Below are 22,108 nucleotides of genomic sequence, written 5' to 3'. Positions count from 1 at the left end.
CTTCGCGAGCAAGCCCGCTCCCACATTTGAAATGCATTCCCATGTGGGAGCGGGCTTGCTCGCGAAGACGGCCGAACTGACAACAGAAATGTTGAGGTAGACATGAACAACTGGATCAGCGCCCTCGCGAATCTGCAAACCAGCGGCGAACCCTGCGTCCTGGTAACCATCATCGAAGAGCTCGGCTCCACGCCGCGCAACGCCGGTTCGAAGATGGTGATCAGCGCCGCGCAGACCTTCGACACCATCGGCGGCGGGCACCTGGAATACAAGGCGATGCAGATCGCCCGCGAGATGCTCGTACGCGGTCAGCAGAACACCCACCTGGAGCGCTTCAGCCTGGGCGCCAGCCTGGGCCAGTGCTGCGGCGGCGTGACCGTGCTGCTGTTCGAGCCCATGGGCCAGGTGCAGGCGCAGATCGCGGTGTTTGGCGCCGGCCACGTCGGCCGTGCGCTGGTGCCGTTGCTGGCCAGCTTGCCGTGCCGTGTGCGCTGGATCGATTCGCGGGACCAGGAGTTTCCGGAACATATCCCTCAAGGCGTGCGTAAAATCGTCAGCGAAGAGCCGGTCGATGAAATTGCCGACCTGCCGGTGGGCAGTTACTGCATCGTCATGACCCATAATCACGCGCTGGACCTGGAACTCACCGCCGCCCTGCTCAAGCGCAATGACTTCGCCTACTTCGGCCTGATCGGTTCGAAGACCAAGCGAGTCAAGTTCGAACACCGCCTGCGTGATCGCGGCTTCGACGCCGCGCAATTGCAACGCATGCGCTGCCCCATGGGCCTCACAGAGGTAAAGGGCAAGTTGCCGGTGGAAATCGCCATCTCCATCGCCGGCGAAATCATCGCCACTTATAACGCCAATTTCGGCCAGCACACTGCCAGCGCCGAACCTATTGCCAAACTGCTGCCGGCTTCACGTCGCAGCCAAGCCCTTTGAATTGAGATCACCATGCCTTTGACTCGCAAAGCCTACCGTGCCGCCCTCCTGCACAGCATCGCCGACCCTGCTGAAGTGGGGATCGACGCCTCCTACGAATATTTTGAAGACGGCCTGCTGGTGATCGAAAACGGTCAGATCAGCGCCGTCGGCCATGCCAGCGATTTGCTGCCAACCCTGCCTGCCGATATCGAAATCACCCACTACCAGGACGCGCTGATCACGCCCGGCCTGATCGACACCCACATCCACCTGCCGCAAACCGGCATGGTCGGCGCCTATGGCGAGCAGTTGCTGGACTGGCTCAACACCTACACCTTCCCCTGCGAGAGCCAGTTCGCCGACAAGGCCCACGCCGAAGAGGTCGCGGATATTTTCATCAAGGAACTGCTGCGCAACGGCACCACCACCGCGCTGGTGTTTGGCAGTGTGCATCCGCAGTCGGTGAATGCGTTCTTCGAGGCCGCCGAGAAACTCGACCTGCGCATGATCGCCGGCAAGGTGATGATGGACCGCAATGCGCCGAACTACCTGACCGACACCGCAGAATCCGGCTACCAGGAAAGCAAGGCGCTGATCGAACGCTGGCATGGCAAGGGTCGCCTGCACTACGCGGTCACCCCACGTTTTGCGCCGACCAGTACACCCGAGCAACTGGCGTTGGCGGGGCAACTGTTGGGGGAATACCCGGACCTGTACATGCAGACTCACATCAGTGAGAACAAGCAGGAAGTCGAGTGGGTGAAGGAACTGTTCCCGGAGCGCAAAGGCTATCTGGATGTGTACGACCACTACAAACTACTGGGCGAGCGCTCGGTGTTTGCCCATGGCGTGCACCTGTGTGATGACGAGTGTGCACGTTTGGCGCAGACCGGTTCGGCGGTCGCGTTTTGCCCGACCTCGAACCTCTTCCTCGGCAGCGGTTTGTTCAACCTGCCGATGGCTGAGAAGCACAAACTGAATGTGGGCTTGGGCACGGACGTGGGCGGCGGCACCAGTTTCTCGCTGCTGCAAACCTTGAACGAAGCCTACAAGGTCATGCAATTGCAGGGTGCGCGGTTGAGCCCCTTCAAGTCGCTGTACCTGGCAACGCTGGGCGGTGCGCGTGCATTGCGATTGGAAGACAAGATCGGCACGTTGCAACCGGGGACCGATGCGGACTTCCTAGTGCTCGACTACAACGCCACGCCGCTGCTGAGCTACCGCTTGAAGCAGGCGAAGAACATTGCCGAGACGTTGTTTGTGCTGATGACGCTGGGGGATGACCGGACGGTGTTGCAGACGTATGCAGCCGGGCAGCTGGTGCACCAGCGCTGATTTCAGCCAAACAACAAAACCAAATGTGGGAGCGGGCTTGCTCGCGAATGCGCAGTGTCAGTCAACAGATGTATTGACTGATCCACCGCATTCGCGAGCAAGCCCGCTCCCACATTTTTGTCCCCGGTGAATCAGGGAAATTACAGCTTTATTGAGGAGCGACCCGGCTTCTTGGTCTGCAACAAATGCGAGAACACCGCATGCAGATCATCCGACGCGCTCTCTTCATCGAGGTTGAGCTTGCTGTCGATGTGGTCCATGTGATGCATCATCAGGTTCACCGCCAACGCCGCGTCCCGCGCTTCGATCGCATCGATCAATTGGGTGTGCTCGTCGTAGGAACAGTGCGAGCGGTTGCCGCTTTCGTACTGGGCGATGATCAATGAGGTCTGGGACACCAGGCTGCGCTGGAAGCTGATCAGCGGCGCGTTCTTCGCCGCTTCGGCCAGCTTGAGGTGGAATTCGCCGGAGAGGCGGATACCGGCGCCACGATCGCCACGGGAAAAGCTGTCGCGCTCGTCGTTGACCATCTGGCGCAGCTCGGCCAGTTGTTCGGCCGTGGCGTGCTGGACGGCCAGTTCAGTGATCGCCCGCTCCACCAGACGCCGCGCAAGGAACACCTGGCGGGCTTCCTCGACGCTCGGGCTGGCCACCACCGCACCGCGATTGGGCCGCAGCAGGACCACGCCTTCATGGGCCAGGCGCGACAGGGCGCGACGAATGATGGTGCGGCTCACGCCAAAGATTTCGCCCAGTGCCTCTTCACTCAATTTGGTGCCGGGTGCCAGGCGTTGTTCGAGGATCGCCTCGAAGATATGCGCGTAGACGATATCGTCCTGGGTTCCGCTGCGACCAGCCTTGCCGGCTCGCGGTTGTTTCTTGAGAGGTTGCAACTGTTCGTTCATGGGCACTCGGGTTTGGAGAACGGCGGCGAATTAACGGTAATACGTCAACAGCGGGTCGCTGGCAAGTATCACCTAAAAACAGGGCACATTGTACACAACCGGATGCGCCAACACACTGTACGGCTGTTTGCGCCGTCGGCTGTATTGCAATGAGTCGTTACGTTTGAGTTTAGGCTTGAATCCGTGCCGACAGCGGCAAAAATCCAGGTAAAAGGAACACCTCTCCATGAACGACGCCACCCAAGCGCCTTTGCGCCCGCTGGCCGACACTTCTCCCTCGGCCGTTGTCGCCGGCTTCATCGCCATGATGACCGGCTACACCAGCTCCCTCGTCCTGATGTTCCAGGCCGGGCAAGCCGCCGGTTTGACCACGGCGCAGATTTCTTCATGGATCTGGGCGATTTCCATCGGCATGGCGGTGTGCAGCATCGGCCTGTCCCTGCGCTATCGCACGCCGATCACCATTGCCTGGTCGACGCCAGGCGCGGCACTGCTGATCACCAGCCTGGGCGGCGTGAGTTATGGCGAGGCCATCGGTGCCTACATCACCTGTGCGGTGCTGGTGACGATCTGCGGGCTGACCGGCAGCTTTGAAAAACTGGTCAAGCGCATCCCGGCGTCACTGGCGGCGGCCTTGCTGGCGGGGATTCTGTTCAAGATCGGCAGCGAGATCTTCGTCGCCGCGCAGCATCGCACCGGGCTGGTACTGGGGATGTTTTTCACTTACCTGGTGATCAAACGCCTGTCGCCACGCTACGCGGTGCTGGCTGCGCTGGTAATCGGCACCGTATTGTCGGGGTTGATGGGGCTGCTGGACTTCAGTGGTTTTCATCTGGAAGTGGCGACGCCGGTGTGGACCACGCCGCACTTCTCGCTGGCCGCAACCATCAGCATCGGTATCCCGCTGTTCGTCGTGGCGATGACATCCCAGAACATGCCCGGCGTCGCGGTGCTTCGGGCCGACGGTTACAACGTGCCCGCCTCGCCGCTGATCACCGCCACCGGCCTGGCCTCATTGGTGCTGGCGCCGTTTGGCTCCCACGGCATCAACCTGGCGGCGATCAGCGCGGCCATCTGCACCGGGCCTCATGCCCATGAAGACCGCAACAAGCGCTACACCGCTGCCGTGTGGTGCGGAGTGTTCTACGGGATAGCCGGGGTGTTCGGCGCGACCTTGGCGGCGTTGTTCGCAGCCTTGCCCAAGGAACTGGTGCTGTCGATTGCGGCGTTGGCGCTGTTTGGCTCGATCATCAATGGCTTGAGCATCGCCATGAATGAGCCGAAGGAACGGGAAGCGGCGCTGATCACCTTTATGGTCACGGCGTCCGGCTTGACGCTGTTCTCCATCGGGTCGGCGTTCTGGGGGATTGTGGCGGGGGTGTTGACGTTGCTGATTCTGAACTGGCGCAAGGCATAAAAAAACGGCGACCCTGAGGTCGCCGTTTTTTTTAGTATCACTTAGCCGCGTTGATCGGCTTTTCCGGATACCACACGTCCAGCAGTGGGCTGACTTCAGCGCTTTTCAGTTCGCTGCGGCCTTTGAGCCAGCTTTCAACCGCTACGCGCTGTTCTTCGTTGACCGAGCCACGCTTCTGCAGGCAAACCAGACCGAAGTCATCGCCGCCAACATAGCCCAGACCATTGGCTTCCATGGCTTCTTTGATGAATGCTTCGAGGAAAGCGTCGGTCGCTTCTTCACTCAGGTCTTCTTTGAAGTCCAGGTTCAGTTCGAAACCCAGCTCTTGAAATTCATCAACGCACAGTTTTTTGCGCAGACGCTGGGAACGGTTAGTCGCCATTGGAACAATCCTCATAAGTAATAACGGGCGGCACTTTAGCAGTTTAAGGCGGCGATTGCCCGACTCTCTGGGACAGGCGGCAATTTGCCTGCAAAAAAAACGCAGAATACCAGCTATGGTTCAGCTACAAGTGGCTCCACCTTGGGGCATAATGCCGACACTTTCATGACCATTGAGGGATTTTTCTTATTTACCCCTCGCCTTTTTCACCCTCCTCAGCAGTAGGGTTTTACTTCTTATGATCAAATCTTTGCGTTCTGTGTTTTTTGCCGGTCTTATTCTGCCACTGGCCTTTTCCGTCTCCGCTGCCCCCGTCAACAATACCCTGCCACCGAATGTTCAACAGGCACTGGCCAAAGCCAAGCTGCAAAACACTGCGTTGTCCTTGGTAATGATCCCCCTGAACGGTCCCGGCACGCCGACCGTGTTCAACGCAGACGTCTCCGTGAACCCGGCCTCGACCATGAAGCTGGTCACCACTTATGCGGCCCTGGAAATGCTCGGCCCCAACCACCAGTGGAAAACCGAGTTCTACACCGACGGCACCCTCAGCGGTGGCGTGTTGCACGGCAACCTCTACCTCAAGGGCGGCGGCGATCCCAAGCTGAACATGGAAAAACTCTGGCTGCTGATGCGCGACCTGCGCGCCAACGGCGTGCAGCAAGTCACCGGCGACCTGGTGCTGGACCGTGGTTTCTTCAACCAGCCGCTGTTGCCGGAGTTCAATGACGACGGCAACGACGAGAACAAACCGTTCCTGGTCAAGCCGGACGCGCTGCTGGTCAACCTCAAGGCCCTGCGTTTTGTAACGCGCAATGACTCCGGCCGCGTACTGGTGTCGGTCGAACCGCCGATTGCCAGCATTCGCATCGACAACCAGGTCAAGGTCTCCAACGCCAAGCAGTGCACCGGTGATGTGCGCTACAACCCGGTCACCGCCGCCGATGGCAGTGTGACGGTCACGGTCAGCGGCCAATTGGCCGATGGCTGCAGCTCGCAGACTTATCTGTCATTGCTCGACCACGCCACCTACACCGCCGGCGCCGTGCGCGCGATCTGGCAGGAACTGGGTGGCACCATCCAGGGCCGTGATATCCAGGCGCCAGTGCCCAAGGATGCCAAGGTACTGGCCCGGGCCTTCTCGCCGGACCTGGCGGAAATCATCCGCGACATCAACAAATACAGTAACAACACCATGGCCCAGCAGCTGTTCCTGAGCCTGGGCGCGCAGTTCCGCAACGACGCCGACGGCGACGATGCCAAGGCAGCCCAACGTGTGGTGCGCCAGTGGCTGGCGAAGAAAGGCATCACCGCGCCGCACCTGGTGATGGAAAACGGTTCCGGCCTGTCCCGCGCCGAACGCGTCAGCGCCCGCGAAATGGCGGCCATGCTGCAAGCCGCGTGGAAGAGCCCTTACGCTGCCGAATACATCAGCTCGATGCCGATCGCCGGCACCGACGGCACCATGCGCAAGCGCCTGAAGACCACGGCCATGCGCGGTGAAGCCCACGTCAAGACCGGTACTTTGAACACCGTGCGTGCCATCGCCGGGTTCAGCCGCGACAACAACGGCAATACCTGGGCCGTGGTGGCGATCCTCAACGATCCGAAACCATGGGGTGCTTCGTCGGTGCTGGATCAGGTGTTGCTGGATTTGTATCGTCAGCCGAAGGTGGTGGCGGCCGCTCCCACATTGGCCTGCGGCGGTCTCAAGCGCGCAGTCTTTCGGCTTCCACCCGATCCCTGCCCGCCTGCTTGGCCACATACACGGCCGAGTCCGCGCGTAGCAGCAACCCGTCAATGCCTTCATCCACCCGCCAGCTGGCCACGCCAAAGCTGGCGGTGACGATGCCCACCGGTTCCATCGGCGCACTGCGCAGCGACGTCCACAATTCCATCGCCAGGCTGTAGGCCTGTTCGCCATCGGTGTGCGGGCACAGCACCATGAACTCCTCGCCACCCAGGCGACAGAACACATCGGTGCGGCGCAGGCGCTGGCTGATGCGCTTGCACAATTCCTGCAGTACCCCATCGCCGACGGCGTGTCCGTGCTGGTCGTTGATGCGTTTGAAGTGATCGATATCCAGCATGATCACCGACAAGTTGCCCGAGGTGCGGTTGAGCCTGACCATCTCGGCCTTGAGGCGATCCTGGAAATAGCGACGGTTGTGGATGCCGGTCAAAGAGTCGGTGATGGACAGCGCACGCAGTTCTTCTTCTACCCGCTTCAGATCGGAAATATCCGACACGTAGCCATGCCACAACGTACCGCCTGCGGGTAACTCTTCCGGAGTCGCCTCGCCCCGAATCCAACGCAGGCCGCGTTGCGGCAACAGCACGCGGTATTCCTCGCGCCAATGGCTCAACTGCAACGCTGACAAGCGGATCGAAGCACGCACGCGTTCCGCATCCAGCGGGTGGATGCGCTCGAAGACCTGCTTCGCATCCTGCTGCAACACATTCGGTTCGATTTCATAGATGTCGCGCATGCCGTCGCTGGCGTAGATGAATTTCCAGTTGTCCTGGGGCTCCAGGGTGAACTGGAAGATCCCACCGGGCACATGGGCGCTGAGTTTCTTGAGCAGGCGGTCGCGGGCCGCCAAGGCCTCGTAGGCACGTTTCTGTTCGGTAATGTCCAGGTAGATCGCCAGGTGGCCGATCCACAAACCATGGTCGTCCAGCAACACCGTGGCCAGCATGTTCACAGTCAACGGGGTGCCGTTTTCGCGGATCAAGGTCCATTCGCGGGCTTCGTGCAGGGTGTCCGGGCTTTCCACCAGCATCGCCTGGCTGGCGGGAATACGCTTGCCCAACGCCACACTCAGGCTGGCCGCGCGCGCCTCCAGCTCAGGCGCCAGGTGCAGGCTTTCCAAGGTGTGCGTACCCACTACGTGATCGGCCTTGAAGCCCAACATCTGCTCGGCGCCGGCGTTGAAGGTATTGATCACACCGCGCAGGTCAGTGGCAATGATCGCCACTTGGGTCGCGGCATTCAGCACACTGCGCAATTGGCCATGGGCGCCACGCAATTCCTGTTCACGCAGGCGCAACTGGGCAGTGCGTTGCTCCACCAGCTTCACAGCGCGCTGGCGTTGGCTGACCAGCACATAAAGCAAGGCACTGAGCAGCAGGCTGAGCAGGCCGCCCATGGTCAGGATGGTGTTCAGCGAGGAATGGTTGGCCTGGTCGAACACCTGGCTGGGGCGCAGTTTCAGGGCGTACACATGGTCACCCAGCGTGAGGCGGCGCGCGCCGACCAAGTCGCTGCTGCCTACCTCATTGGTGGACTCGAAGAGCACGCGCTTCTGCAGGTCAGACGTATCGATGATCTGCATGACCAGGTTGTCCCGGTCCGGCTTGGGCAAGCCGTCGGCTACCAGCTGGCGCATGCTGATCACCGCCATTACATAGCCGTAGGGCTCGTTCTGCGACTGATCCGAGGTGGGCAGGTGACTCACCGGTGCGACCAGTAAAACCCCGGTGGCATAGGCCGGCTCCACCCCCACCAATTGCATGGGCTGGGACACCGCCAGCTTGCCGGTCTTTTGCGCACGTTCAAGGGTTGAACGCCGCAGGGGCTGGGCCAAGAGGTCAAAACCAAGAGGGGCGCCCAGCAAGCTTTGGGTCTGGCTGTACAGCACCGGCACGTATTCGTCGCGCTCGGGCGCCGGGGCCAGTTCGCCAGCCGAATTCAATTCACGGATGAAAAAGGGTGCACCGCGTTGGCTGGACACCTCTTGCTCGAACTGGCTGCGCTGTTCGCGATACACCCGTGGCGCCCAGGAGTAAGCACGGGCGCGCAACAACAAGGGCTGGGCAAAACCGTCGAACTCTTCGCGGGACACATCATCGGAGTTGACGAAGAAACGCCGCAGACTGTTGAGCCGTTGCTCCTGATCTTCGAAACGTTCCTGCAGGCGGGTGTAGCGTTCATTGACCAGCAACTGAAAGCGCTGGCGCACCTGTTGCTGATAGAGATCGGAAGCCGCCCAGGCGACAATCGCGGTCAAGGCAAACCCTGCCAGCAACACCACCAATGCCACCAGCCAAGCCGACGCCTGCTCACTGATAAAGCCTAGGATTTTCGGGCGAACGGCTTGCAACGGCATAGGCAACACTCACAACGCCAGCGTGCGGGGGGTGTCACTTTGGCTAGGCCTTAAGTTATAGCCATCGGCCCTGGGTTTGACCAGCGTAAAAAAGCCGCAAGCCCGGAATAATCCAGGCTTGCGGCTTTTTGGTGCAGCGATCAGCGTGCGGTGATTTTCCACGCCCGGTGGATCTTGGCATTGCGCGCAAAATCCGGGTCGATGGTCTTGTCGCTGATTTCCTCGACCGCATAACGTTCGCTGAGGTTGTCCTCCAGCACGAACTTGCGGAAGTTGTTCGAGAAATACAGCACGCCACCCGGTGCCAGGCGCGCCATGGCCAGGTCGAGCAACTGCACGTGGTCGCGCTGTACGTCGAAGATGCCTTCCATGCGCTTGGAGTTGGAGAAGGTCGGCGGGTCGATGAAGATCAGGTCGAACTCATCGCGGCTGGCCTCCAGCCACGCCATCACGTCACCCTGCTCCAGACGGTTCTTGTCGGAGAAACCGTTGAGGGAGAAGTTGCGACGCGCCCAGTCCAGGTAGGTCTTGGACAGGTCGACACTGGTGGTGCTGCGCGCGCCGCCCTTGGCCGCGTGCACACTGGCGGTGGCGGTGTAGCAGTACAGGTTGAGGAAGCGCTTGCCGGCCGCTTCTTTCTGGATGCGCATGCGCATCGGGCGGTGGTCGAGGAACAGGCCGGTGTCCAGGTAGTCGGTGAGGTTGACCAGCAACTTCACACCGCCTTCGCTGACTTCGGTGAACTTGCCCTGGGCGCTCTGGCGCTCGTACTGCTTGGTGCCGCTCTGACGCTCGCGACGCTTGACCACCACGCGGCTCTTGTCGATGTTCAGCGCCTGGGGAATCGCGGCCAGGGCATCGAACATACGCGCAGAGGCTTTTTCCGGGTCGATGGATTTCGGTGCGGCGTATTCCTGGACGTGGACCCAATCGTGGTACAGGTCGATAGCCATGGAGTATTCCGGCATGTCGGCGTCGTACACACGGTAGCAATCCACGCCTTCACGCTTGGCCCACTTGCCCAGCAGCTTGAGGTTCTTCTGCAGGCGGTTGGCGAACATCTGCCCGCCTTCGCTCAGGCGCGCCTGCTCGACCACAGGTGCCGGCGCGGGTTTGATCGGGTTGCCGTTCTTGTTGTACTGGCGCTCTTGCGGCTCAGCCGGGGCTTGATCGTAAGCGGCTTGCTCACGCTCAGCCTGGCGCTGTTCCGGGGTGCGACGCTCGCCGGTGACGAATTGGTCTGGATTGACCTTGATCAGCAGCAGCTTGCACGGCAACGCGCCGTTCCAGAACGAATACTGTTTGTGGCTGCGGATGCCCATGCGCTTGCCCAGGTCCGGCGCGCCGGTGAACACCGCCGCTTCCCAGCCCATGCACGCCTGGCGCAGACGCTCGCCGAGGTTCTGGTAGAGGTACAACAGGCTGGCTTCGTCACCCAGACGCTCGCCGTACGGCGGGTTGCAGATCACCAGGCCTTTCTGGTTCTGGTCCGGACGCGGCTCGAAGGTGCCGACTTCGCCCTGGTACACCTTGATCCAATGGCTCAGGCCTGCGCGTTCGATGTTGTTGCGCGCGGGTTGGATCAGGCGGGGATCGGCTTCGTAGCCTCGGATCCACAGGGGCGGCTTGTTCATGCCGATGGCGGCGCGTTCGGCAGCCTCTGTGTGCAGCTTCTTCCACAGCGCCGGGACGTGGCCCAGCCAGGTGGTGAAGCCCCACAGTTCACGATTCAGGTTGGGCGCTATGTCGGCGGCGATCATTGCGCCTTCCACCAGGAAGGTGCCCACGCCGCACATCGGGTCGCTCAACGCGCCGCCTTCAGCGGCAATGCGTGGCCAGCCGGCACGGATCAGGATCGCGGCGGCCAGGTTTTCCTTCAACGGTGCCGCACCCTGCTGCAGCCGGTAACCGCGCTGGTGCAGGCTGTGGCCCGACAAGTCGAGGGACAGGATGGCTTCGCCACGGTCCAGACGCAGGTGGATGCGCAGGTCCGGGTTGATCTTGTCGATGGACGGGCGTTCGCCGGTCGGCGTGCGCAGCTTGTCGACGATCGCATCCTTGACCTTCAGCGCGCCGAAGTGAGTGTTGTCGATACCCGAGCCGTGGCCGCTGAATTCAACAGCCAGGGTACCGTCCGGCACCATGTGGTCGGCCCACTCAATATCCAGCACGCCGTGGTAGAGGTCTTCGGCGTCCTTCATCGGGAAGCGCTTGAGCACCAACAATACGCGGTTGGCCAGGCGCGACCAGAGGCACAGGCGGTAGGCGGTTTCCATGTCGGCCATGCCGCGCACGGCCGAGGTGTGCTCGCGGGCTTCCTCAAGGCCAAGCCCGACGGCTTCCTCGATCAGCAGGCCTTCGAGGCCCTTGGGGCAGGTGAGGAAGAGTTCAAAACGGTCCGACATGGGGCATTCCAGGCTTTTCAGCAATAAATGAACGGGCGACGCATCGCCGGCTCGGTTTTCAATCAAGCACTTTTCTTGAAGAGTGCTCGCGTGGCACAAATGTGCCGTCCCACCCCGTCCGACAGGCGTTTGGGCCTTTATTGACGGGGCAGATAAACAATTAGCTGTAACAAAAAGAAATATTCCGACCCTTCGTCGAATAATAACCGACTGCAACGGGCGGGCATTCTCACTAAAGGATTAAACCCATCCTCTATGCAGGGTGCATCATAGCTGGCTTTGCCCCACAAATGGGGCGAAAAGCCATCCCAGCTTATGGCTATAGCATCGTTATCGTTACGTGCTTATGACAAAACGATCATTGAATCCATGTGACCTATTGGTTAGAACTCAACACAGGTTGGCGCCGTAACGACGCCGACACATAGGCTCGCCACGCCGGCAGCGAGCCCACCAACGGCAGAAAAACTCTGCCCGGCCCCAAGCGGGGCCGAAGGATATCAAGACAGTCAACAAGTGAGGGAAACACCCTATGAGAAGACTTAAGCGTGATCCGTTGGAAAGAGCATTTTTACGCGGATATCAATATGGCGTTCATGGCAAATCCCGTGAGCTTTGCCCATTTACTCTACCGTCGGTACGCCAAGCCTGGATCAACGGCTGGCGAGAAGGACGCGGCGACAACTGGGACGGTATGACTGGCACTGCGGGAATCCACAGACTCAACGAACTTCACGCCGTCGGCTAATCAAGGGCAACTAATTCCGACATCACCACCGATGAAGATTTAACGACTTAACCACGCACGCCCCATCCGGGCGGCGGGCTTCGGCCCAGGGGGCTCCTTGATGGAGCCCTTTTTAATGGGTGCAGTTCAGGCTTTTGGCAGTGCTGCGATCGCGTCCACCGACTGGCGGATCAGCGCCGGCCCCTTGTAGATAAAGCCGGAGTACAACTGCACCAGGCTGGCACCCGCAGCGATCTTCTCGGCCGCGTGCTTGCCTTCGGTGATGCCTCCTGCGGCGATGATCGGCAAGCGCCCAGCCAGCTCGGCGGCCAGTACCTTGACGATATGGGTGCTCTGCTCACGTACCGGCGCCCCCGAAAGACCGCCCGCCTCATCACCATGGGCCAGGCCTTCGACACCGACGCGGCTGAGGGTGGTGTTGGTCGCGATCACCGCGTCCATGCCGGCTTCCACCAGGGCCTGGGCAACCAGTACGGTTTCTTCGTCACTCATGTCCGGGGCAATCTTGATCGCCAGCGGCACGCGCTTGCCATGGCGCACGGCCAGGTCTTCCTGGCGCTGGCGCAGGGCTTCCAGCAGTTGCTTGAGGGAGTCACCGAACTGCAAGCTGCGCAGGCCCGGCGTGTTAGGTGAACTGACGTTGACCGTGACATAGCTCGCGTGGGCGTAGACCTTGTCCAGGCAGATCAGGTAATCGTCGACGGCACGCTCGACCGGCGTATCGAAGTTCTTGCCGATATTGATACCGAGAATGCCCTTGTACTTCGCCGCCTGAACCCGCGACAGCAGATGATCAACGCCCAGATTGTTGAAGCCCATGCGGTTGATGATCGCCTCGGCTTCCGGCAGGCGGAAGATGCGCGGCTTGGGGTTGCCCGGCTGTGGACGTGGGGTGACGGTGCCGATTTCGACAAAACCAAAACCCAACTGCGCAAAGCCATCGATGGCCGCACCGTTTTTATCCAGGCCAGCCGCCAGGCCGACCGGGTTGGGAAAATCGAGCCCCATCACCGAGACCGGCATTTTTGCCGGAGCCTTGCATACCAGGCCATTGAGCCCCAGGCGGCCACCGGCACCGATCAGGTCCAGGGACAGATCGTGGGAAGTTTCCGGGGAAAGTTTGAACAACAGCTGGCGGGCCAGGGTATACATGGGCGGGCTAGACTCGGAGGCGGCGAAAGGTGACGGCGATTATAGCCGGGGTGACAGGTAAGGCGCGAGGCGCGAACCCCAATCGTCAGTAACGATGCGCGACCAACTGCTCGTAATATGCCCAGATTTTCTGCGCATACTGCAGGCGCAATGCCTCACGCTCGGGCCCGGCGCCTGTCCCCACATTGTAGGAACCCACTGCCGTCCAGTTGTACCCAAAGCGCTGGATGAACTCGGCCAGGATCGAAGCCCCCACCTCAACCGACAGGCATGGCTCGTTGATCAACCGATCCTCAGTGATGCCCTGCTTGAGCAAGCGTGGCAGATGAATGCTGTTGATCTGCATCAGGCCGATGTCTCGGGTGCCATTACGGTTGGCATGATTCATCGCTTGCGCGCGGTTACCCGACTCTACGACGGCGATCGCTTGCAACAACTCCGGCTCGATATTGTAGTGACTGGCGGCCTCCTCCCAGCAGTAGGCCAACGCTTGATGACTGACCATCAGCGCACCCAGCACCCAGCCCTTGCTCCAGAACCTAGCCACGTTTCAACAAACCCTGGCTGACGTGCCCGCAGGCCGCACACACCTGTTGCGCCCGCCCCGACATTGCGCGCACCGGACAGGTAAAGCGATACCCCCGGCCGTAGATCGTCTTGATAAACCCCTTGTCGGCACCGAGGTACTTGCGCAGCGAGTAAATGCAGCGCGTCAACGACTCCTCGGCAACCTCTCCCTGCGGCCAGCCCAGTTCCAGCAAGCGATCCTTGGTCATCAAGGCACCGTCAGACACCAACAACAGCCGCAACACCTGGCACTCCTTGGGCGGTAACTGGACATCCGAACCCTCACCGGTCAGGCGGCCGTGGTGATGCAGGGTCCAACGTGCGAACACCAGGGAAGTCGCCGTCTCTCCATCATCCATGACGGCCATGCTTACCTCGGCATCCGACTGCTGACATTGAAGCCCTCATTTCAATCACTGACCCATGCACCCATGTCACGACTATAAAAACCTGGCTCACGACTCACGCTAGGAAAAAACCCATACATCCAGCGGCTTTTGAAAACGTGCTGTAAGACGTTTCGCTATCCCTCTTCCACAGGCAGCCACGCTTGATACACCTCATGCAACTCAACCCCCAGCCGATCCTCCAACTGCACCAGCTCGCCCAAGGCCAGCAGTTGCCCGTTCACCCGGACTTCCACGCTGTGGATGATCTCCGGGGCCAACGGAAGCACCTTTCCGGGTGCAAAGGCCGCCAGCCGTCTGCGGCTGATCAGTTGTTCCTGTAGAAGAATTTCCAGATGCATGGGTTAACACCTTGTTTACGGTGAGACATCGCGCTGCGGTCGCACAAACGCACGCTGGACACGCTCGTATTGCGCCGCAGTCAGGGGCGGTGGCCCTCCCGCCTCTTCCTGCCCCTTCAATTCACTACCCACCGCCCTGGCCTGGATCACAAACAGGCGTACTTGGGCTGCACGACCTGCCGTGCGCCCTTCTGATTCCCGTTGAAACGCACCCAGCCATAAGCGTCTGCCCTGAGGCACTCGGACCACGCTGTTGATGCCGATCCGCCCCACCGCCGCATTTTTTTCACGCTGCCCCGGCTCACTCATCTGGCGCCCTTCGTCCACCTCAAGGCGCATCTCAATCTGGTTGCCCTCGCCAAAACGCGGCAGCACGCTGACCTGGGTGCCATAACGCATCGGTTTCCAGTCAGCGCGATCATCTCCGCGGGGCGGTATATAAAACGTGTGATTGTCCTGAAACACCGCTGGCACATTCTCCTGGGTGAGGATCACCGGCAACGTCACCACCTTCGCCCGTCGACGGCGCTCCAATGCACCCACCTTCGCCATAAGCTGGCTATCGTCCAAGGGAGCCAAGACGCGCGTGGTCGACGCCTTCGGTTGTTCGTCCGAATCCAGGCCCAGCTTCTTCAATTCATCGCGCTCAACATCCACCAGCCACAGCGAGACCTCGATCGCTCGCTTGGGCACGTCGAGTTCCGCCACCAGTTTCTGGATGAAACTCACCTGGGCCGGCTTGCCCTTGATCAACAGGCTGTTGCTGTCCGGGTAAGCGATCACGCCCAGGCTCTTGTCAGAGAGCAAGCCCTTTTGCTCGCTGGCCAACAAGGTCTCGATCATCGACGCCATCCCCGGCACGGTAACCGGGTTGTCGCGCGTGCCGTACTGGCGATCCACCACATCGGTGTTGAGCACCTGAACGACGGCAAAGGACTGAGCGCCCACCCGCAACTCCGCCCGTTGCCGGTCCATCAGCTGAGCCAGACGCAGCACCTGGTCGATGTAATTCGGTGGGCCGGAGACAGAGAACGTGCGCGCTCCACTTTCGCGCAACGGATAGCGTGACTCATCGAGGCCAGAGCGCCGCATGAGGTTGCGCAGCCTGTCGACGGAGATATGCCGCAAGGTCACCGCAGAGCTCTTGGCTTCACCCGCGTCATAGACATACAACGCTTGCCCGTCGCTGTACCAGATCAACCCTTGCTCAAGTGCAAGCGCCTCCAGGGCCTGTTGTGGCGCATCAAAATCCAGTGCTGCGCTGAGGCGTTTGCGTGCAACTTCGCGACTGACGACGATGGGCAGCCCAAGTGGCACTGACAGCGCAGTGAACACGGTCTGCAGGCTTTCGTCCTGCGCTTGGTAAAGCTCGCCCCAGGCCAGCGTACTGATCAATAGCATCACGACAAACAACAGTCGGCGGTGTAGCCAGAGGCGAGGCATCGTTACTGGGACTTCGGCGTACACCGTGGGTTTTCCTGGGCGGGCTGGCAGTGGGAGAGTCGCCATACTGAGAGCCCGCCCGCTTTCAATCTTGATGGAAAGTTGATGACGCTCCAGGCCCAACCAGCCGTGGCATGTGCCTTGCTATGAACTCTGTATCAGAGCACGCACCAACGGCGGAGCGGGCTTACGGACAAAGGCGTCGTTACCCGCATTGGCTTACATCGCCATCTGAGGGAACGACGCTTTTTTTTGAAAGAAAAGGTAGGTGTTGATGAACGATTCGGTTGGCAACAGCCCGATGAACGACCCGCTGGCCTGGGTCAACGGCAGTGATGCCCCGGAAAAGAGCAGCCTCGACCTGGGCTTCATGGCCTTGAGCGACTGCGCCTCAATGGTGGTGGCGGCCACCCAGGGCTTCGCGCAACCCTATGGCCTGACCTTGAACCTCAAGCGCCAATCGTCCTGGGCGAACCTGCGCGACAAACTGGTCAGCGGCGAACTGGACGCCGCCCACAGCCTGTACGGGCTGATCTACGCCGTGCACCTGGGTATCGGCGGCGTCGCCCCAACTGATATGGCCGTGCTGATGGGGCTCAACCAGAACGGCCAGAGCATCAACCTGTCCCACGGCTTGCAACAACAGGGGGTGATCACTCCTGAGGCACTGGACCGCCACGTGCACCAAAGCCGAACAAAACTGACCTTCGCCCAGACGTTTCCCACAGGCACCCATGCCATGTGGCTGTATTACTGGCTGGCGAGCCAAGGCATTCACCCCTTGCAGGATGTGGACAGCGTGGTGGTCCCGCCGCCGCAAATGGTGGCGCACCTGCAAGCCGGGCGCATCGACGGGTTTTGCGTGGGTGAGCCCTGGTGCGCCAGCGCGGTCAAGCAAAACCAAGGATTTACCCTGGCAACCACCCAGGCGATCTGGCCGGATCATCCAGAAAAGGTCCTCGGCTGCACCCAGGCGTTCGTCGACCAGTATCCAAACACGGCACGCGTGCTGGTGAGGGCGATCCTGGAGGCCAGCCGGTTTATCGAAGAAAACACTGAAAACCGCCGCTCCACCGCTCAATTGCTCAGTGGCCGCGACTACCTCGATGCCCCGCTCGACTGCATCGAGCCGCGCCTGCTGGGGACTTATGACGACGGCCTGGGCAATCAGTGGCAGGATCCCCACGCGCTGCGCTTCTTCGCCGGCGGCGAAGTAAACCTGCCGTACCTCTCCGATGGCATGTGGTTCATGACCCAGTTCCGGCGCTGGGGCCTGCTGCGCGAAGACCCCGACTACCTCGGCGTCGCGCGCCAGGTGCAACAACTGGCGCTGTATCGCCAGGCCGCCGATGGGCTGGGTATCGTCACGAACGACCAGGACATGCGCAGCAGCCAGCTGATCGACGGCAAAATCTGGGACGGTTCCGACCCCGCCGGCTATGCCCGTAGCTTCCGCCTGCATGCGCTGGCTGATCCGACCCACCGCCAAGCCTTGCGCTGACAGGAGGACCTCCATGCTGCGAATCCTGCTGATCAACGACACGCCGCGTAAAGTCGGCCGACTGAGGACGGCACTGATCGAAGCCGGCTTTGACGTCATCGATGAGTCCGGCCTGACCATTGACCTGCCTGCACGCGTCGAAACGGTGCGCCCGGACGTCATCCTGATCGATACCGAGTCACCGGGCCGCGATGTGATGGAGCAAGTCGTGCTGGTCAGCCGCGACCAACCCCGGCCCATCGTGATGTTCACCGACGAACACGACCCGAACGTGATGCGCCAGGCGATCAAGTCCGGCGTCAGCGCCTACATCGTCGAAGGCATCCAGGCCCAGCGCCTTCAGCCGATCCTTGATGTAGCCATGGCCCGCTTCGAAAGCGACCAGGCCTTGCGCGCGCAGCTTCAAGCCCGCGACCAGCAGTTGGCCGAGCGCAAGCGCATCGAGCTGGCCAAGGGCATGTTGATGAAAATGAAGGACTGCAACGAGGAAGAGGCCTACACCCTCATGCGCCGCCAGGCCATGAGCCGCCAACAGAAGCTGATCCAGGTGGCGGAGCAGATTATCGCCATGAGTGAGCTGCTTGGATGATTTGGCGCAGCTCTTGCTAAGCATTCATCACAGGTAGCCAACGGCGGTTGCCCCTCCCCGACAAAGACGTCGCACACCCGGTTTGCCCTCGCGAACCCGGTGGCGGCGTTTTTTCGTTTTGGCCTTCTTGCAAGACTCCCAACCGTTGAGGTGCGTGATGAAATCAAGCTTCTGGAAATCCGGGCATACCCCGACCCTGTTTGCCGCGTTCCTGTATTTCGACCTGAGCTTCATGGTCTGGTACCTGCTCGGCCCCTTGGCGATCCAGATTGCCGCCGACCTGCACCTGACCACTCAGCAGCGTGGCCTGATGGTCGCAACGCCGATCCTCGCCGGTGCGATTTTGCGCTTTTTGATGGGCATGCTGGCGGACAAGCTGTCGCCCAAGACGGCCGGGCTGATTGGCCAGGTGATTGTGATCTGCGCCTTGTTCGGAGCCTGGAAACTCGGAATCCATAGCTACGAACAAGCGCTGTTGCTGGGCGTGTTTCTCGGCATGGCCGGTGCCTCGTTTGCCGTCGCGCTGCCCCTGGCCTCCCAATGGTATCCGGCGGAACACCAGGGCAAAGCCATGGGCATCGCAGGTGCAGGCAACTCCGGCACAGTGTTCGCCGCGTTGCTGGCACCGGTTTTGGCGGCCGCGTTTGGCTGGAGCAACGTGTTCGGTTTCGCGCTGATCCCTCTGGTGCTGACCCTGATTGTCTTTGCCTGGCTGGCGCGCAATGCCCCGGAACGCCCGAAAGCCAAGTCCATGGCCGACTACTTCAAGGCGCTGGGTGACCGGGACAGCTGGTGGTTCATGTTTTTCTACAGCGTGACCTTTGGCGGCTTTATCGGCCTGGCGAGCGCCCTGCCCGGCTATTTCAATGACCAATACGGCCTGAGCCCGGTAACCGCTGGCTACTACACCGCCGCCTGCGTGTTCGGCGGCAGCCTGATGCGCCCACTGGGCGGCGCATTGGCGGACCGTTTCGGCGGGATTCGTACCCTGCTGGGCATGTACAGCGTGGCGGCGATCTGCATCGCGGCAGTGGGATTCAACCTGCCGAGTTCCTACGCGGCGCTGGCGCTTTTCGTCTGCACCATGCTGGGCCTTGGCGCAGGCAATGGCGCGGTGTTCCAGCTGGTCCCGCAGCGTTTTCGCCGTGAAATCGGCGTGATGACCGGACTGATCGGCATGGCCGGCGGTATCGGCGGCTTTGCCCTGGCAGCCGGCATGGGCGCGATCAAGCAAAGCACCGGCAGCTATCAGATGGCGCTGTGGTTGTTCGCCAGCCTGGGCGTGCTGGCCTGGTTCGGCCTCCATGGCGTGAAGCGTCGCTGGAGAACCACCTGGGGCTCGGCGGCCGTGACGGCTGCGCGGGTCTGATGAGCCTGCATCTGAGCATCGCCCAGGCCAGTGCCATTGGCCCACGGGCGGAAAACCAGGACGCGCTGCGGGTGGTCACGCCCGTGGCCGAACTGGCGGCCAGCAAGGGCTACCTGTGCGCCATCGCCGACGGCGTGAGCCAGTGCGCCGACGGCGGCCTGGCCGCGCGCTCGACCTTGCAGGCGCTGGCCCTGGATTACTACGCCACGCCGCAAACCTGGGGCGTGGCCCAGGCCCTGGAGCGTTTGCTGCTGGCACAGAATCGCTGGCTGCAAGCCAATGGCGGTGGTCAGCCGCTGCTGACCACCCTGAGCGCGCTGGTGTTTCGCGGCCAGCGGTTTACCCTGGCGCATGTCGGCGATTGCCGGGCGTATCGTTGGTTCGACGGCCAATTGCAGCGCATCACCGAGGATCACGTCTGGGAGCAACCGGGCATGCAGCATGTGCTCAAGCGCGCCCTTGGCCTGGATCAACACCTGGTGGTGGATTTTCTCGACGGTCAGTTGCGTGAAGGCGAATGTTTCCTGCTGCTCAGTGATGGTGTGTGGGCCACCCTGGGCGATCAGAGTATCCAAGCGATTCTGCGCGAACAGACGGACATGCAACTGGCCGTCAACACCCTGGTGACTGCCGCGCATTTGGCCGGCAGCCAGGACAATGCCAGCGCGTTGCTCATCCGGGTCGACACCCTCGGCGCCGCCACCCTCGGCGACGCGCTGGTGCAGTTGCAGCAATGGCCACTGCCGCCCTTGTTGAAAGCCGGGCAACACTTTGAAGGCTGGCAGGTGGAAAGCGTGTTGGCACAAAGCCGGCAGTCACTGCTTTACCGGGTGCGCGATGCCCAGCAGCAACCCTGGCTGCTGAAAACCCTGCCGCTGAGCCGCGACGATGAGCATGATGCCGGCCAGGCCTTGCTGTCGGAGGAATGGTTTCTGCGCCGAGTGGCGGGGCGGGCGTTTCCTGAAGTGCATGCCGGCAGCGGGCGCCAGCATTTGTACTATGTGATGCGTGAATATTCCGGCCAGACCTTGGCCGAACTGTTCCAACATCAAGGCCCCTTGCCCTTGGCACAATGGCAGTCGATTGCCGAACGTTTGCTGCGCGCCGTGGGCATGCTGCATCGACGGCAGATCCTGCATCGCGATATCAAGCCGGAAAACCTGCTGCTGGGAGACGACGGCGAATTGCGGGTGTTGGATTTCGGCCTGGCGTATTGCCCTGGCCTGTCGGAACACAGCGCCCATGCGCTGCCGGGCACCCCAAGTTTTATTGCACCTGAAGCTTTCAACGGCGAGCGTCCTACGGCCCAACAGGATTTATACAGCGCCGGCGTAACCCTGTATTACCTGCTGACGGGGCACTACCCCTACGGCGAAATCGAGGCTTTCCAACGGCCCCGGTTCACTCAAGCTGTCAGCGCCAGCCGCTACCGCCCGGACCTGCCGGATTGGCTGCCCCTCAGCCTGGAGCGGGCCGTGGCGGCCCAACCCGCCCATCGCTATGAGACCGCCGAAGAGTGGTTGCGCGTGCTGGAGCAGGCTGACCGCAAGGAACTGAGCATCCGCCCCAAGCCATTACTGGAGCGTGAACCCTTGAAGGTCTGGCGCACCCTGGCGCTGCTCTCGCTGCTGATCAATCTGGTGCTGTCGTACTCACTCTTTCACCGCTGACGTCATCCCTGGACGAGGAACACCTTATGAATGCAAAAGTATGGCTGGTAGGCGCGGGTCCGGGTGACCCGGAGCTGCTGACCCTCAAAGCGGTACGCGCCCTGCATGAGGCCGATGTGGTGCTGATCGATGACTTGGTCAACCCGGCCGTGCTGGAACATTGCGTTGCAGCGCGGGTGATTACCGTGGGTAAACGCGGTGGCTGCCGGTCGACCCCGCAGGATTTTATCCACCGCCTGATGCTGCGCTATACGCGCCAAGGCAAGTGTGTGGTGCGTCTCAAAGGCGGCGACCCGTGCATTTTCGGGCGCGGCGGTGAAGAGGCGATGTGGCTGCGTGAACGGGGTGTCGAGGTTGAATTGGTCAACGGTATTACCGCAGGCCTGGCAGGCGCGACGAATTGCGCGGTGCCACTGACCTTGCGCGGGGTGAGTCGCGGCGTGACGCTGGTCACGGCGCATACCCAGGACGGCAGCAGCCTGAATTGGCGTGCGCTGGCAGAAGGCGGGACCACCCTGGTGGTGTACATGGGCGTGGCGAAACTGGAGGAAATCCGCCAGCAACTGCTGGACGGCGGGATGGCGGCGGATATGCCGGTGGCGATGATCGAGAATGCATCGCTGCCCCTGCAAAGGGAATGTCGCAGCGAGCTATGGCGTCTGTACGAAGATGCGCAGGCATTTGCCTTGAAGAGCCCGGCTATCTTGGTGATCGGCCATGTTGCAGCCCCAGGCCAGGTCGCTAGACTCGCCCAAGTCGCCAGCGCCTGAGGCAAATTCCAGGCGAAAAAAAGCCCGGCCTAAGCCGGGCTTTTTTCTACCACTTGTCCCGTCCTGAATAAGGT

General features: G+C 61.2%; 18 protein-coding genes and 1 pseudogene. 10 read left to right on the top strand and 9 right to left on the bottom strand.

Annotated elements, in window-relative coordinates; translation table 11 throughout:
- The first annotated feature begins 102 nt into the window (after positions 1–102).
- Positions 103–942 (top strand): xanthine dehydrogenase accessory protein XdhC, encoded by an 840-nt coding sequence (xdhC, locus tag HX812_RS24125; protein ID WP_038844925.1) that lies wholly within the window; start codon positions 103–105, stop codon positions 940–942.
- 12 nt (positions 943–954) lie between these two features.
- Positions 955–2,259 carry a guanine deaminase gene (guaD, locus tag HX812_RS24120; RefSeq protein ID WP_038844923.1) on the top strand — a complete coding sequence of 435 codons (1,305 nt, stop codon included), beginning with the start codon at positions 955–957 and terminating at the stop codon, positions 2,257–2,259.
- Positions 2,260–2,399: 140 nt separating this feature from the next.
- On the opposite strand, the gene HX812_RS24115 is transcribed toward guaD, so the two are convergent.
- The gene (locus HX812_RS24115) at positions 2,400–3,164 is read right to left on the bottom strand and encodes a GntR family transcriptional regulator (RefSeq protein WP_015885332.1); all 765 of its coding nucleotides are present in this window, start codon (positions 3,162–3,164) and stop codon (positions 2,400–2,402) included.
- A 226-nt stretch (positions 3,165–3,390) separates the two neighbouring features.
- On the opposite strand from HX812_RS24115, the gene HX812_RS24110 reads away from it, so the two are divergent.
- The gene (locus HX812_RS24110; protein ID WP_038847817.1) at positions 3,391–4,581 is read left to right on the top strand and encodes a benzoate/H(+) symporter BenE family transporter; all 1,191 of its coding nucleotides are present in this window, start codon (positions 3,391–3,393) and stop codon (positions 4,579–4,581) included.
- Positions 4,582–4,618: 37 nt separating this feature from the next.
- Here the strand turns inward: HX812_RS24110 and HX812_RS24105 are convergent, their stop codons facing one another.
- The gene (locus tag HX812_RS24105; RefSeq protein ID WP_033900540.1) at positions 4,619–4,963 is read right to left on the bottom strand and encodes a YggL family protein; all 345 of its coding nucleotides are present in this window, start codon (positions 4,961–4,963) and stop codon (positions 4,619–4,621) included.
- 238 nt (positions 4,964–5,201) lie between these two features.
- Here HX812_RS24105 and dacB point away from each other — a divergent pair, with 238 nt between their 5' ends.
- On the top strand, positions 5,202–6,809 hold the full coding sequence (dacB, locus tag HX812_RS24100) for a D-alanyl-D-alanine carboxypeptidase/D-alanyl-D-alanine-endopeptidase (RefSeq protein WP_256738064.1): 1,608 nt from the start codon (positions 5,202–5,204) through the stop codon (positions 6,807–6,809).
- Here the strand turns inward: dacB and HX812_RS24095 are convergent.
- A pseudogene (locus HX812_RS24095) lies at positions 6,751–9,072 on the bottom strand (diguanylate cyclase); the annotation flags it as partial. The gene dacB and the pseudogene HX812_RS24095 sit on opposite strands and share 59 nt — an antisense overlap.
- A gap of 140 nt (positions 9,073–9,212) precedes the next feature.
- Entirely contained in the window at positions 9,213–11,477 is a 2,265-nt protein-coding gene (gene rlmKL, locus HX812_RS24090; RefSeq protein WP_038847159.1) for a bifunctional 23S rRNA (guanine(2069)-N(7))-methyltransferase RlmK/23S rRNA (guanine(2445)-N(2))-methyltransferase RlmL, read from the bottom strand.
- 532 nt (positions 11,478–12,009) lie between these two features.
- Between rlmKL and rmf the strand changes: the two genes are divergently transcribed.
- On the top strand, positions 12,010–12,225 hold the full coding sequence (gene rmf / locus HX812_RS24085) for a ribosome modulation factor (protein ID WP_002553055.1): 216 nt from the start codon (positions 12,010–12,012) through the stop codon (positions 12,223–12,225).
- Positions 12,226–12,351: 126 nt separating this feature from the next.
- Here the strand turns inward: rmf and HX812_RS24080 are convergent, their stop codons facing one another.
- From HX812_RS24080 to sctC, 5 genes are all read right to left on the bottom strand, one after another.
- A complete protein-coding gene (locus HX812_RS24080) occupies positions 12,352–13,377 on the bottom strand; it encodes a quinone-dependent dihydroorotate dehydrogenase (protein ID WP_038847162.1) in 1,026 nt (341 codons plus the stop codon).
- Between the two features lie 85 nt (positions 13,378–13,462).
- Positions 13,463–13,924 (bottom strand): transglycosylase SLT domain-containing protein, encoded by a 462-nt coding sequence (locus HX812_RS24075; protein ID WP_038847164.1) that lies wholly within the window; start codon positions 13,922–13,924, stop codon positions 13,463–13,465.
- Positions 13,917–14,312, bottom strand: coding sequence for a winged helix-turn-helix domain-containing protein (locus HX812_RS24070; RefSeq protein WP_038847167.1), 396 nt, complete (start codon positions 14,310–14,312; stop codon positions 13,917–13,919). The genes HX812_RS24075 and HX812_RS24070 overlap by 8 nt, the downstream gene beginning before the upstream one ends.
- Positions 14,313–14,467: 155 nt before the next feature.
- A complete protein-coding gene (locus HX812_RS24065; protein ID WP_033900531.1) occupies positions 14,468–14,692 on the bottom strand; it encodes a FliM/FliN family flagellar motor switch protein in 225 nt (74 codons plus the stop codon).
- 15 nt (positions 14,693–14,707) lie between these two features.
- Positions 14,708–16,135, bottom strand: coding sequence for a type III secretion system outer membrane ring subunit SctC (sctC, locus tag HX812_RS24060; protein WP_038847170.1), 1,428 nt, complete (start codon positions 16,133–16,135; stop codon positions 14,708–14,710).
- Between the two features lie 274 nt (positions 16,136–16,409).
- On the opposite strand from sctC, the gene HX812_RS24055 reads away from it, so the two are divergent.
- From HX812_RS24055 to cobA, 5 genes are all read left to right on the top strand, one after another.
- Positions 16,410–17,636, top strand: coding sequence for a CmpA/NrtA family ABC transporter substrate-binding protein (locus tag HX812_RS24055; protein WP_038847173.1), 1,227 nt, complete (start codon positions 16,410–16,412; stop codon positions 17,634–17,636).
- A 13-nt stretch (positions 17,637–17,649) separates the two neighbouring features.
- Positions 17,650–18,225 (top strand): ANTAR domain-containing response regulator, encoded by a 576-nt coding sequence (locus HX812_RS24050; protein WP_010208501.1) that lies wholly within the window; start codon positions 17,650–17,652, stop codon positions 18,223–18,225.
- A 157-nt stretch (positions 18,226–18,382) separates the two neighbouring features.
- Positions 18,383–19,594 carry a NarK/NasA family nitrate transporter gene (locus tag HX812_RS24045; protein WP_016979267.1) on the top strand — a complete coding sequence of 404 codons (1,212 nt, stop codon included), beginning with the start codon at positions 18,383–18,385 and terminating at the stop codon, positions 19,592–19,594.
- Positions 19,594–21,264, top strand: coding sequence for a bifunctional protein-serine/threonine kinase/phosphatase (locus tag HX812_RS24040; RefSeq protein ID WP_038847175.1), 1,671 nt, complete (start codon positions 19,594–19,596; stop codon positions 21,262–21,264). Before HX812_RS24045 ends, HX812_RS24040 begins: the two co-directional genes overlap by 1 nt.
- A 26-nt stretch (positions 21,265–21,290) precedes the next feature.
- Entirely contained in the window at positions 21,291–22,034 is a 744-nt protein-coding gene (gene cobA / locus HX812_RS24035) for a uroporphyrinogen-III C-methyltransferase (RefSeq protein ID WP_038847177.1), read from the top strand.
- Positions 22,035–22,108: the final 74 nt, after the last annotated feature.

Origin of the sequence: Pseudomonas sp. IPO3749, assembly GCF_013386605.1 — a bacterium.
GTDB lineage: Bacteria > Pseudomonadota > Gammaproteobacteria > Pseudomonadales > Pseudomonadaceae > Aquipseudomonas > Aquipseudomonas azotoformans_A.
This window is presented reverse-complemented; position numbering and strand designations above follow the sequence as displayed.